The following is a 12393-nucleotide window of genomic DNA, read 5'->3' as shown; positions in this document are numbered from 1 at the left end:
GAACTATCTTTGACTCTGTCCTTGCGTCGCGCTAGCGCGCCCCGAGTGCCGCGCGCTGGCTGCGGCCGCCGCGAAACCGCGGCGTGACCTCGACCGGCTCTTCGGCCGGCTCCGGCGTGGCGGCCTCGGGCTCGGCGGTGCCGAACTTGTAGCCCCGGCCATAGACCGTCTCGATATACTGGTAGCCGCTTTGCGCCGCCGCGCCGATCTTCTTGCGCAGCTTGCAGATATAGACGTCGATCACCTTGTCGAAGGGCTGGTCGTCGTCCATGCCGTAGACCGCGTCGTAGATCGCGCCCTTCGAGATCACCCGGTTCGAGTTCAGCACCAGGTGCTGGAAGATCGCGTGCTCGCGCTTCGACAGCCGCAACCGGCCGCCGGAGACTTCGGGGTCGCGGCCGTCGAAATAGGCCTTCACCTCGCCCACGGTCACGCTTTCGGCGGCATGGCCGTAGGAGCGGCGGTTGATCGAGTTGACCCGACTGAGCACCTCGATGCCCTTGATCGGGCTGACCATGACATCGTCGGCGCCGAGGTCCAGCGCCTCGGAGGTATCGCGCGAGTTCTTGAAATCGCGCATCACGATCAGGGGGTTGCGGCAACCGGCGGCGCGCACCGCGCGGATATTGTCGAGCGTCTGCGGGGTTTCGCCGATCAGGATGGCGCGGGTGTCGCTGCCCTTGCGGTTCAGCACGCTCAGGTCGGAGGCGAAGAAGTCCTCGCCGACCAGCACCGGCGACATGCCCACGCCCTCGAGTTCGGCGATCAGACCGTCCCGGCGACCGTCGCGAGGCTCGAAAACGTAGATATACATGAGGACCTCCGGATCCCGACGCAGTTCGCTCATACAGGATGCACTGACCTTAAGAACAATAAGAACAGTGGTCAAGAATTAATGAATTATGCTTCTGGACACAAAGAAAGACATCATCTATCCATGATGCAGGGGCCGGTCCCTTCTGCGGGCGGGTCCTTCGGATCGAAAGGGCCGCAGCGAGAGGGTGCCGGACCGATGACTGTCGCCGCATATCGTGCCTGCCTGGCCGCCCTGATGCTGGCGATCGGCCTCGTTCTGGCCGGGCCGGCGGCGGCGGTGGTGCGGATCAAGGACATCGCCAGTTTCGAGGGCGTGCGCGACAACCAGCTGGTCGGCTATGGCCTCGTCGTCGGCCTCAACGGCACCGGCGACAAGCTGGCCAACAGCCCCTTCACCCGCAAATCCATCGAGGGCATGCTCGAACGGCTCGGCGTCGGCAACCTGTCGGACGACAAGCTCAAGACCCAGAACACCGCCGCGGTGATGGTGACGGCCAAGCTGCCGCCCTTCGCCCGGCGCGGCTCGACCATCGACCTGACCGTGTCGTCGCTGGGCGACGCCAGCAGCCTGCGCGGCGGCACCCTGATCGTGACGCCGTTGTCGGGCGCCGATGGCGAGATCTATGCGGTCGGGCAGGGGCCGATCTCGGTCTCCGGCTACTCGGCGCAAGGCAATGCCGCCAGCATCGTCGAGGGTGTGCCGACGGTGGCCCGCGTCGTCAACGGCGCCACGGTCGAGCGCGAGATCGCCTTCGACCTCAATTCGCTCAATTCGGTCCGGCTGGCGCTGCACACGCCCGATTTCACCACCGCCGAGCGGGTGCAGAAGGCGATCAACGACGAGCTCGGCCACGGCACGGCCAAGGTGCTCGACCCCGGCACGGTCGAGGTGGCGCGGCGCGGCAAGTATGACGTGCCGACGATGATGGCGGCGATCGAGAACCTCGAGGTGGCGCCGGATTCCGTCGCCAAGGTGGTGATCGACGCCAAGACCGGCACCATCGTCATCGGCGCCCATGTCCGCATCGACAAGGTGGCGATCAGCCAGGGCGGGCTGACGGTGAAGGTGCGGGAAAGCTACCAGGTCAGCCAGCCCAGGCCGATCAGCATCGGCAAGACGGTGGTGGTGCCGAAGAGCGACGTCAAGGTCGAGGAGAAAAACACCAAGTTCACCGTGCTGCAGGGCGATGTCAGCCTGCAGGACCTGGTCGACGGGCTGAACGCGATCGGCGTCGGCGCGCGCCAGACGATCGCGATCCTGCAGGCGATCAAGGCGGCCGGCGCCTTGCACGCCGATCTGCAGATCATCTGAGGCGGGGCGATGGAGGGGATCGGAAAACCAGCCCTGCCGCCCGCCGCCGCCACGGCCGGCGGCGCCAAGCGCGACGCCGAGATCAAGAAGGTGGCGCAGGAGTTCGAGGCGGTTTTCCTGACCCAGACCGTCGACCAGATGATGAAGACGGTGAAGCTGGGCGACATGGATGGCGGTCATGCCGAGGCGACCTGGCGGTCGTTCCTGGCCCGCGAGATGGCGCAGCAGATCGCCGATAGCGGCACCACCGGCATCGCCCAGAGGATCGAAACCATGCTCAAGGCCTACAAGGGCTGAGCGACAGGAGATCGAGAGATGCAGAGCCCCGAGCCGTCGCGTTTCAGGAAACGCCTGGAAGCCCGCCGCGCCGGCGCCCCGGCCGAGGCGATGACCGACGAGGATCGCCAGGGCCTGGCCGCGTTCGAGTCCGACATCGTCGCCGTGACGGAGCTGCTGCAGGACGAGATCGCGGCGATCGGCGCCGGGGACCTCGACAGGGTCGGGGGGCTGTACGAGCGCAAGGCCGAGCTGCTCAAGCGGATCGAGCTGCGGATGCCCGTGGTCGAGCTCTTCCTGCGCGATCGGCTGGCCGGCGACGACCCGCTGCGCGCCCGGTTCGCCGCGTTCCGGGCGGCGGTCGAGGAGGACAGCGCATTGCTCGACCGGATGTCGCAGGCCACGGCCGAGATCGTGCGCGAGATCGAGAAGATCCGCGACCGGCACAGCCTGAACGGGCTTTACGGCAAGAGCGGCCAGAAGCTGGGAGAGGAGGCTGGGGCGCAGCGCCAGATCGACAAGACGATCTGACGGCGGGCGGGCAAGCGTCCGGATTGCAGGCGCCCGGCGCGGCCGGTCGGTCAATCGCCTGAGCACTGTGGCCGATCTGTCGCGCTCGCCCTCCGGTGGCGGATTCAATTGTGGCGGTACTGTGGCCGTTAGCAAAACGTTAACCGTGCTTTAAACGAAGTGGGCAAGATGCCTCTTTGCAGCCCCGGCCTGCCGGCTTGGGCGGCTTTTCTGTCAGAAGACGAAAATACGTGAACAGAAAGCGAATGAGGAGAGCACGGAATGTCATCCATTCTTACCAACACCTCGGCGATGACCGCCCTTCAAACCCTGAAGTCGGTCAATATGGGGCTCAACGAAACCCAGAACCGGATTTCCACCGGTCTTCGCATCCAGTCGGGCGCTGACAACGCGGCCTACTTCGCCATCTCGCAGACGATGAAGGGCGACAGCGGGATGTACAAGTCGATCGACGAAAGCCTGACCATGACCAAGAACTCGGTCTCGACCGCCGCTCTCGGCGCGAGCACCGTGAACGATCTGGCCCAGCAATTCGTCGAGCGCGTGGCCTTCGCCCAGGGCGATGCCGTCGACCGCAGCCAGGTCCAGAACGAACTCAACAGCCTTGTCGACCGGATCGGCACCACGATCGACCAGGCGTCGTTCAACGGTAACGACCTGGTCAGCGGTGGCGGTTCGGTCACCGTCGTGACCGGCATCAAGCGGGCCGCTGGCGGCAGCTTCTCGACCACGTCGATCAGCTTCCAGAAGGTTGACCTGACGGCGATCAAGACCACGCTCGCGGGTATCGACGTCAGCAGCGCCAGCACCGGCGCCCTCGCCGGCCTGCTGTCGACCGCCCAGGGCGCTCTGGCCGATGCCGTCTCGGCCTCGACCTCGCTCGGCGTCACCGAGGCCGCGCTGCAGACGCAGCAGGACTTCCTCGGCAAGCTGACCGACAAGCTCGACACCGGTGTCGGCAACATGGTCGACGCCAACATGGAAGACGAAGCGGCCAAGATGCAGGCCTACCAGGTGCAGCAGCAGCTGGCCACGCAGTCGCTGTCGATCGCCAATAAGGCGCCGCAGAACCTGCTCAGCCTGTTCCGCTAAGGCGGGCCGAGGCCATGATCCGGGAAGGTCCCGCCCGCGCGGGGCCTTCCCTTCACCCGCGCGGCGCGGCGAATATTAAAATTTCCTTTAACCAGCCGCTGTTACCCTCAAGTCTCGCGGGCAGAAGAAGAAACGGAAAGACCAGATGAGCATTGCCGCCTACAAGCGCACGATCATCGAGACCGAGGCGCCGAGACAGATCGAGCGGCGCATCCTGGCGCAGGTGACGGGACAGCTGGAGCAGCACCAGGAAAAATTCGACGCGAGCGGCGACCTGTCAGAGCGGCTGTCGCTGCTGGCCGGCGACCTGCGCGCCTGCCTCTGGGACAACGAACAGGTCTGGCTGATGCTGCGCAGCGACCTGTCAGAGCCCGAGAACGCCCTGCCGCCGCAGCTGCGCGCCGGGCTTCTGTCGATCGCGCTGTGGATCGAACGCCAGACCAACCTGGTGATGCGCGGCACCGGCAATATCGGCCCGCTGGTCGAGGTCAACCGCTCGATCATCCGCGGGCTGGCCGGCGACGCTGGAACCGCGGAGCTGCAGGAGGCGTGAGATGGGGCTCAAGCTGACGCTGCGACCGAATGAGCGAGTGGTGGTCAACGGCTGCGTGATCCGCAATTCCGACCGGCGCAACGTGCTGACCATCGAAACCCCTGCCGACGTGGTGCGCAGCGACGACCTGCTGGACGAGGACGCGGCGGCGACGCCGGTCAAGCAGGCCTATTTCCTGATCCAGACCGCCCTGATCCGGCCCGACACGCGCGAGGCGCTGGTGCCGGTGATCCAGGAAAAGCTGGCCGACCTCGTCGGCATCTTCAACCAGCAGACCGCGGGCGGCGTCATCGAGGCCGCGACCTGCGTCTCGGTCGGCGACTATTACAAGGCGATGAGCGCGCTGCGCCCGGTGATGCGGCACGAGGCCGAGGTGCTGGACTATATCGCGGCGCGTTCGGCCGGGATGGCGGAGGCGCCGAACCCGGCGCCGGAAAAGGCGTAGGGAGGCGGCGATGCTTTCGATCAGCGGAATGACCGGCCGGCTGGCGCTGACCCTGCTCGACAAGACCAAGGACGCGCAGCTGAAAAGCATCGAGAACGATCCCGCCAACGCCCGCGCGATCGCCAGGTTCCGCGACCAGGTCGGCAGCATCAACACCGTCGACGACCTGGTCGGCAATTACGACGTCTACAGCTTCGTCATGAAGGCCTATGACCTGAAGGACCAGATGTTCGGCAAGGCGATGATGAAGCAGATCCTGTCCAGCGATCCGACCGACAAGACCTCGTTGCTCAACAAGCTGACGGATTCGCGCTTCCGCACCTTCTACAACGCCATGGGCTTCACCTCGAACGGCCAGGTGAACGTCAACACGCTCAAGCAGAGCTGGCAGGACCAGGTCGTCCAGCGTTTCGTCGAACAGCAATATATCAACGACGAGGGCAGCCAGAACGACGCCGTCGGCACGGTGCTGAGCTTCCGCCAGAAGGTCGGCGGCATCAACAGCTGGTACGACGTGCTCAAGGACAAGAAGGTGGGCCAGTTCATGCGCACGGCGCTGCAGATCCCCGACGGCGTGGTGGCGCAGGATCTCGACCGGCAGGTGAAGCTTTTCGAAGACAAGTTCGACATCAAGAAGCTGCAGGATCCGGCCGAGGTCGAGAAGCTGGTGTCGAAATACGTCGCCATTTCCGATGCCAAGAACGCGGCCGCCAACGCCGCCAACGATCCGGGCCTTCAGCTCATTTCGGGGGCGCTGTCCTCGGACGGCAGCGGCCAGTTCGTGCCGGCGACGCTCGACATCTCGTCGATCGACATGTCCGCCTTTTCCGCCAGTTCGCTCTACCGCTAGGCCGCCGGCTCCGGCTGCCAGATCAGCGTCAGCGCCGCCCCCCAGGCGGCGGCAATCGCCGTGGCGCGCCCGGCCAGCCGTTCGGCCAGTGCCGCGGGCAAGGGACCTTCGCTGCTCACCTGCAGGGTCAGGCCGTCGCCGACGCGCTCGGCGGTGATCCGGACCGGGCCGCAGAAGGGCAATTCCATTTCCAGCACCAGCGTATCGCGCGGCGGATCCGTCTGCTCCGGCGCCGGGCGGCTCCAGTCGGTGTCATACTCGGCCTCGGCGCCGAAGATCGGCATTTGCCAGCGCCGCGGATCGGCCCCGAGCCCGGCGGTGAAACCGACCAGCGCCTTCTCGGCCGCGCGGCCGGCCCGGTTGCGCGCGCCATAGCGGGCGCGCCGCCGCCGGCGGGCCAGTTCGCTGAGCGTCCCGTCCTGAAGGATCTGCGGGAACAGGGCGGCGATCAGGGCGAAGCCGGCGCTGTTGGCCTGGGGGAAGACGGCGGCCAGCGCCGGGTCGGCCAGGGGCAGGGCCGCCGCCGTCACCGGGGCCAGCCCGGCCAGCGCCGCCGACAGCGCGGGCCCCGCGGCGGGCACGGCCGGCGGGGGCTCGGTGCTGCGGGCGGCGGGTTGCTGCCCGGTCTCGCCCGCGACCCGGATCCGGCCGCTGCCGGCATCCAGCATCAGCCGCAGCACCTGCCCGGGCTCGAACCGGCCGGCATCGGCCGGCAGCGTCACGGTGCCGAGCGCGGTCGCCACCCGGGTGTCGCCCGAGTCGAGGATCGACAGCACCCGGCCCGAGATCCAGCCCGCCCGGGCCAGGGCGCGCAGCGAAAGGGTGGTGGAGGGGAAGGCGGCCGCCCCGGCCGGTCCGGAGGCGCCGCCGACGCTCATTCGAGGATGAGGTCGTCGTCATCCAACGGCAGGCGGATGACTTCTTCTTCGGCCAGTTCCAGCGCCCCGTCGACCAGCGCCGACTGTGCCGTCTGCACGTCGCGGCCGCGCACCGGACCCATTGACGACATTTCCTCGAGCAGCATCTCGCGCGAGCGCGCCGGCAGGGCGTTGAGGAAATGGTCGCGGATTTCCTTCTTGGCGCCGCGCAGCGCCAGCGGCAGGGTGTTGCCCTCGACCGTCCGCATCACCCGCGCCAGGCTGTTGGCGTCGAGCCGGATCAGATCCTCGAAGGTGAACATCTTCTGCTTGATGGCGTTGAAGGGTTCGGGGATCCGGGTCTCGAGATCCTCGGTCACCTTCTCGAACAGGCTCGGGTCGAGCTTGTTGAACAGGTCGGCCATGCGCTGCTGCGGGTCGGGGCCCGAGGAGCGCCGGGCCGAGCTCATGAACTCGTGCTGCACCGTCTCCTCGATCTGGGCCAGCACGTGGCGCGGCACCGAATCCATCGCGATCATGCGCTCGATCACGTCGAGCATCCGCTCGTGGCCCAGCAGCGGCAGCACCTTGGCGGCGACGTCGGGTTTCACCTTGGTCAGGATCGCGGCGATGGTCTGGTCGTGCTCGCCCTTGATGTAATTGGCGATCACCTGCTCGTTCAGGGCCGAGAAGTTCTCCCACATGTTGCGGCCGACCAGCGGGCCCTGGATCTCGCCCATGATCTCGCCCACCCGGCTGTCGGGCAGGAAGTTGCGCAGCATGGTCTCGGCCATTTCCATCGAGCCGACCACCGCGCCGCCCGAGCCGGCATTGTCCATGAATTCCGAGATCACCTGCTCGGCCACCTGCGGCGGGATGGTGCCCAGGCCCGAGATCGCCCGCGTGATCTCGTGGATGTCGTAATCGTCCAGCCGCTGCATCAGGTCCGAGCCCTGCTCCTCGCCCAGGCACAGGAACAGGATCGCCGCCTTCTCGGCGCCGTTCAGCTTCTTGATGTCCTTGATCGGCTTCATCATGTCGGTCCGGGCTGAAACTATTCTTGTAAACTAGCACCCGTATCCGGTGGGATCAATTTTTATTCTTGCTGTTCTTGGTGATTCACGAACTCCTCGAGCACCACCGAAAGCAGCGTCACCAGCCGCGCGTCCGGGCTGTCGGCGTCTTGCGGCAGCCCGGCGGCGATCCGGGCCAGGGCGCGGGGATCGTTCGGGTCCTCTCCCGGGCCGAGCAGCGCGCCGGCCCGGGGATGCAGGGCAACGACGTCTTGCGGCGCGGTCGGTGTATCGGGGGTGGTCATCGGCTCAGCCTCCGCCGGCATAGGGAAGATAGGATTGCATCAGGCTGCCGGCGAGCATGTACCAGCCGTCGATGAGGACGAAGAAGATCACCTTGAACGGCAGCGAGATCATCACCGGCGGCAGCATCATCATGCCGGCGCTCATCAGCACCGAGGCGACGATCAGGTCGATGGCGATGAAGGGCAGGTAGAGCAGGAAACCGATGGTGAAGGCGCGGCGCAGTTCCGAGATCATGAAGGCCGGGATCAGCGCCCGCCAGCTGACCGAGTCCGGCCCGGCCGCCGGCGGCGTTTCGGGTTCGGGCTGGGCGGTGTCCGGTTGCGCGCCCGGGGTCTCCTTGGCGGTGATGTCCTGGAACAGCTTGATGTCGTTCGGCCTTGTATTGGCGAACATGAAGGCGCGGAACGGGGCGCCGATCCGGGTCAGGGCCTGTTCCTCGGTGATGGTGTTGTTCATCAAGGGTTGCAGCCCGCCCTGCCAGGCGTCGTTGAAGACCGGCTGCATGACGAAGAAGGTCATGAACAGCGCCATCGCGTTCAGCACCATGTTGGGCGGGGTCTGGTTCAGCCCCAGCGCCGAGCGCAGCATGGAAAAGACGATGACGAAGCGGGTGAAGCTGGTCATCACCACCAGCAGGCCCGGCGCGATGCTCAGCACCGTCATCAGGGCGATGAGCTGGAGGATGCGACCGCTGAGGCTGGCGCCGGCATCACTGCCCGGCGCGACATTGCCGACCATCTGCGACAGGCCCTGCAGGATGCCGCCGGCATCCTGCGCCTGCGCCGCCCCGGCCGCGAGGGCGAGGACGGTCAGCGCCACGGCGCCGAGGCCGAGAAGCTGGAAGCGGCGGGTCGGGAAACGGCGGGGCATCGGCTCTCCCGGTCTCAGCTATGCGAGACGTAATCCTTGACGATCTCGGTCAGGGTGACGCCGATGCGGTTGTCGCCGACCTTGACCAGGTCGCCCCGCGCCACCAGCCGGTCGTTGATCATCACGTCGACCGGCTCGCCGATCTTCTTGTCGAGCTCGATCACCGAACCGCGGCTGAGATTGAGCAGCTGCGAGATCGACATGCGGCTCTGGCCCAGCACGATCTGGACGTTGAGCCCGACATTGAGCATCGCGTTGATGTTCTGGCCGCTCCCCTGCTCGGCGACCTGCTTGCCGACCATGGTGTCGATCACGGTCGGGGTTTCGGCCGCCTGCTGCGGCTCGAACGGGTTGGTTTCGGGCTCGGACTGGGCCGTCCCGAGGGGCTGCTGGTCGTTCTCGGACATCACATCGCCTTCCTGATGGTCTCGCGCTCGGCCTCGGGCCCTGTCATCTCGCGCAGGGTCGAGAGGATGCCGGCGCAGATCGCGTCGTAGCTGTATTCCATGAACCCGTCCTGCCAATCGACGCGGGCGTCGCCGTCGCGCATCGTCGCGTCGGCGACGATCTCGACATGGCGCTGCACCGCCCCGCCGCGGGCCAGCGCCTCGAGCTCGGGGGCCAGCCGGTCATGGGTGGCGGGCGACAGCCGGATCTGCAGCTGCGGGCTGCGCAGGGCCAGCGCCAGGGTGCGGCGGATCTGGTCGGCCGCCGCCGCCGCCGAGCGCCGGGCGAGGAATTCGGGAAAGACCTTGTCGCAGACCGACAGGGTGAAGGCGAGCAACTGGCGCTCCAGCGCCTCGCGATGGGCGACCTGGCCCGCGACATAGTCCTGCAGCCGCGGCGCGATGATCTCGAGCGCCTCGGCCTGGCGCATCGCCAGTTCCTGCTCCGACACCATCCGCGCCGCGGCGTAGCCCTCGGCATAGCCTTCGCGCACCGCGGCCTCCTGCGCCGCCTTCACCGCCGCGTCCAGGTCGGCCTGGCTGAAGCGGCGGGCGCGGTCGCGCTCGGCCTCGCGCAGCTCGTCCTCCAGTTCGGCATCGAAGTCGCGGTGGAAGAATGTGTTCATCTCAGGCCTCGTTCATCAGCCAGCCGCGCAGGATCTTGATCGCCTCGTTCGGCTCCTGCTGGACGTAGCCGCGCACCGTCTCGACCTTGCGCTTGAACATGCTGCTGTGGATCGTGCCCGAGTCGAACAGCCCTTCGCCCAGCCCGCCGGATATGCTGGTGACCGCCTGCGGCCGGACCACCGCCGGCCGCGGCGGCGCGGGCCGGGCCGGCAGGCTGGCGGGCGGGGCCTGCCCCTCGGGCGCCTTCGCCTCTGCCTCCGGATCGCCGGCTTCCGCCTCGGGCGCGGCCAGGGCGGCGGCATCGGGCTTGGCGGGCAGGGCGGGTGTCTCGTCCAGCAGCCGGTTCATCACCGGGCGGAAGCCGAAGATGACGGTGACGCCGACGACCAGCAGCGCCAGCACGCCGCGCAGGATCGACATGATGTTGTCGGACAGCCGCTGGCCCAGGGTCGGGCCCACCGGCTCGCCGACATCCATCGAGTAATCCATGAAGCGCAGGCTATCGACCGAGACGGTGTCGCCGCGCGCCTTGTCGTAGCCGATCGCCGATTCCACCAGCTTGGTCAGCCGCGACAGTTCCTCCGGCGAGCGTTCCTGGTATTTCACCCCGCCGCCCTGCTTCTCGTAGATGCCGTTGACCAGCACGGCGACCGAGACCCGCTTGATCGCCCCGGCCTCGCGCGTCGTCTCGCTGCGGGTGCTGCCGATCTCGTAGGTGGTGCGCTCGTTGGTCTTGGCGCTGTTGTTCGAGCTGCCGCCGGCACCGCCCGGCCCGGCCAGCGCCGGCGGCAGGTTGGCCGTCACCCCGACCTGGCCACCGGTGGCGTTCTGGTCCTGGCTCTTCTCGTTGCGGCTCTCGGTCGAGCGCACGACCTGCTGGTTGGGGTCGAAGCTCTGCTGGACGACGACCTGCCGCGCGGTGTCGAGCTCGACCGCCACCTGGACCCGGACATTGCCGGCGCCGACCCGGGCCGAGAGGATCTGCTGGATGTTGCGCGACATCCGGTCCTCGATCGAGCTCTTGGCGGATTCGATCGTCGCCGGGCCGGCATCGGCGCTGTCCTCGGCCAGGATCGTGTCGCCGCGCGCCGACAGCACGGTGACGCGCCCCGGCGACAGGTTGGCGACCGCCGCGGCGACGAGGTTGCGGATCGCCAGCGCCTGCTTGCGGCTGACCGTGTGGCTGGCATCGGCGCGGACGACGACCGAGGCGCTGGGGTCGGGCCGGGTGCGCGAGAAGGCCTCGCGCTCGGGCAGCACGAGGTGGACGCGGGCGCTGTTGATGCCGTCCAGGGTCTGGATCGAGCGTGCCAGCTCGCCCTCCATCGCCCGCAGCCGGTTGACGTGCTGCATGAAGGTGTTCATGCCCAGCCCGCTGCTGTTGTCGAACAGTTCCCAGCCCGGTTCGCCATCGGCGGGCAGGCCCTGCTCGGCCAGGGTCATCCGTGCCTGGGCCAGGTCCTGCTGCGGCACCGAGACCGAGCCGCCGTCTTCCGACACCCGGGTCTGGATCCCGGCCTTGTCGAGCGCGTCGACCACCTTGGCGGCGCTGGCTGGCGAGAGCTGGTTGTAGAGCGGCTTGTAGGTCGGGGCCGTGACCAGCGACAGGCCGAAGAGCAGGGCGAACACCCCGCCCAGCCCGACACCGCCGAGGATCAGCAGCCGCTTGCGGCCCAGAGACAACAGGTTTTCGACGATCTGCTTCACGTCGGCCTCGGTCAAACCTTCGATTTCTTTGAGGCAGCCTAATCTATCTTTGTATTGCAAGTAAATACTGTATCGCTATACTTGTTGCAGGACTTGGATCGAAAGTATTGATCCGTGGTTCGGCAAGGACTTGATGGGTTCCCATGACCGAGGTCAGCGAAGGACAGATTCCCGAAGAGCCGACCGGCCTGCGCAAGCTGCTGGGCAACCGGCTGCTGGTTTTCGGCCTGGCCGGTCTGCTGGCCGTGGCGGCCCTGGGCGGCGGGCTGTTCGCCGCGCTCGGGCTGGACGGGATAACGGGGCTTGTCGGCGGCGGCGGTCACACGGCCGAGGCGCCGGCGGCGCATGGCGAGGCCGCGGCCGGCGGCACCGAGCTGCTCGACCTCGACGAGATGGTGGTCAACATCACCGGCTTCACCGCCACCGGCAGCAAGACCTCGCGCTTCATGAAGCTCAAGGTCTCGGTGGTCTATGGCAAGAGCGACGCCAACCACGCGCTGATGACGGAGAAGGCGCCCTTCCTGCGCGACAGCTTCCAGACCTACCTGCGCAACCTGACGGAAAACGACCTGCGTGGCAGCAACGGGCTGGTGACGCTGAAGGCCGAGCTGCTGAAACGGGCGCGGGCGGTCACCGATGGCGACGTGCCCAAGGCGATCCTGATCGGCGACCTGATTATCCAGTAGGGCGGG

The 12393-nt window shown here is 67.2% G+C and carries 16 protein-coding genes; 8 read left to right on the top strand and 8 right to left on the bottom strand.

The genetic code is table 11. The features are described from left to right. Positions 1 to 31: 31 nt before the first annotated feature. A complete protein-coding gene (locus ACFOES_RS20855; RefSeq protein ID WP_377835629.1) occupies positions 32 to 814 on the bottom strand; it encodes a winged helix-turn-helix domain-containing protein in 783 nt (260 codons plus the stop codon). A 198-nt stretch (positions 815 to 1012) separates the two neighbouring features. Here ACFOES_RS20855 and ACFOES_RS20850 point away from each other — a divergent pair, with 198 nt between their 5' ends. The 7 genes from ACFOES_RS20850 (at position 1013) to ACFOES_RS20820 (ending at position 5875) form a co-directional block, all read left to right on the top strand. Next, complete coding sequence (locus tag ACFOES_RS20850) at positions 1013 to 2128, top strand: flagellar basal body P-ring protein FlgI (RefSeq protein ID WP_377835627.1); 1116 nt, start codon at positions 1013 to 1015, stop codon at positions 2126 to 2128. 9 nt (positions 2129 to 2137) lie between these two features. Then, positions 2138 to 2425, top strand: a complete 288-nt coding sequence (locus tag ACFOES_RS20845) for a rod-binding protein (RefSeq protein WP_377835625.1) — start codon at positions 2138 to 2140, stop codon at positions 2423 to 2425. 18 nt (positions 2426 to 2443) lie between these two features. Further along, positions 2444 to 2935 carry a hypothetical protein gene (locus ACFOES_RS20840; protein ID WP_377835623.1) on the top strand — a complete coding sequence of 164 codons (492 nt, stop codon included), beginning with the start codon at positions 2444 to 2446 and terminating at the stop codon, positions 2933 to 2935. Between the two features lie 261 nt (positions 2936 to 3196). Beyond that, complete coding sequence (locus ACFOES_RS20835) at positions 3197 to 4027, top strand: flagellin N-terminal helical domain-containing protein (RefSeq protein WP_377835621.1); 831 nt, start codon at positions 3197 to 3199, stop codon at positions 4025 to 4027. 145 nt (positions 4028 to 4172) lie between these two features. Then, positions 4173 to 4580, top strand: a complete 408-nt coding sequence (locus ACFOES_RS20830; protein ID WP_377835619.1) for a flagellar biosynthesis regulator FlaF — start codon at positions 4173 to 4175, stop codon at positions 4578 to 4580. A gap of 1 nt (position 4581) precedes the next feature. Beyond that, positions 4582 to 5025, top strand: coding sequence for a flagellar biosynthesis repressor FlbT (locus ACFOES_RS20825; protein WP_377835617.1), 444 nt, complete (start codon positions 4582 to 4584; stop codon positions 5023 to 5025). 10 nt (positions 5026 to 5035) lie between these two features. Further along, positions 5036 to 5875 (top strand): DUF1217 domain-containing protein, encoded by an 840-nt coding sequence (locus tag ACFOES_RS20820; protein ID WP_377835615.1) that lies wholly within the window; start codon positions 5036 to 5038, stop codon positions 5873 to 5875. Here the strand turns inward: ACFOES_RS20820 and ACFOES_RS20815 are convergent. From ACFOES_RS20815 to fliF, 7 genes are all read right to left on the bottom strand, one after another. After that, a complete protein-coding gene (locus ACFOES_RS20815) occupies positions 5872 to 6753 on the bottom strand; it encodes a hypothetical protein (RefSeq protein WP_377835613.1) in 882 nt (293 codons plus the stop codon). The genes ACFOES_RS20820 and ACFOES_RS20815 overlap by 4 nt on opposite strands. Beyond that, entirely contained in the window at positions 6750 to 7769 is a 1020-nt protein-coding gene (locus ACFOES_RS20810; RefSeq protein WP_377835611.1) for a flagellar motor switch protein FliG, read from the bottom strand. Before ACFOES_RS20810 ends, ACFOES_RS20815 begins: the two co-directional genes overlap by 4 nt. Before the next feature lie 59 nt (positions 7770 to 7828). Beyond that, positions 7829 to 8050 carry a hypothetical protein gene (locus ACFOES_RS20805; RefSeq protein ID WP_377835609.1) on the bottom strand — a complete coding sequence of 74 codons (222 nt, stop codon included), beginning with the start codon at positions 8048 to 8050 and terminating at the stop codon, positions 7829 to 7831. A 4-nt stretch (positions 8051 to 8054) separates the two neighbouring features. Further along, complete coding sequence (gene fliP, locus ACFOES_RS20800; RefSeq protein ID WP_377835607.1) at positions 8055 to 8921, bottom strand: flagellar type III secretion system pore protein FliP; 867 nt, start codon at positions 8919 to 8921, stop codon at positions 8055 to 8057. 14 nt (positions 8922 to 8935) lie between these two features. After that, positions 8936 to 9223: a flagellar motor switch protein FliN gene (fliN, locus tag ACFOES_RS20795; protein WP_377835633.1), complete on the bottom strand. Its 288-nt coding sequence runs from the start codon at positions 9221 to 9223 to the stop codon at positions 8936 to 8938. A gap of 104 nt (positions 9224 to 9327) precedes the next feature. After that, positions 9328 to 9993 carry a FliH/SctL family protein gene (locus ACFOES_RS20790; RefSeq protein WP_377835605.1) on the bottom strand — a complete coding sequence of 222 codons (666 nt, stop codon included), beginning with the start codon at positions 9991 to 9993 and terminating at the stop codon, positions 9328 to 9330. Between the two features lies 1 nt (position 9994). After that, complete coding sequence (gene fliF, locus ACFOES_RS20785) at positions 9995 to 11716, bottom strand: flagellar basal-body MS-ring/collar protein FliF (protein ID WP_377835603.1); 1722 nt, start codon at positions 11714 to 11716, stop codon at positions 9995 to 9997. A 128-nt stretch (positions 11717 to 11844) separates the two neighbouring features. Between fliF and ACFOES_RS20780 the strand changes: the two genes are divergently transcribed. Next, the gene (locus tag ACFOES_RS20780; protein WP_377835601.1) at positions 11845 to 12387 is read left to right on the top strand and encodes a flagellar basal body-associated FliL family protein; all 543 of its coding nucleotides are present in this window, start codon (positions 11845 to 11847) and stop codon (positions 12385 to 12387) included. Positions 12388 to 12393 lie beyond the last annotated feature (6 nt).

The sequence above is a fragment of the Acidimangrovimonas pyrenivorans genome (assembly GCF_042643245.1).
GTDB classification, from domain to species: Bacteria; Pseudomonadota; Alphaproteobacteria; order Rhodobacterales; family Rhodobacteraceae; genus Acidimangrovimonas; species Acidimangrovimonas pyrenivorans.
This window is presented reverse-complemented; position numbering and strand designations above follow the sequence as displayed.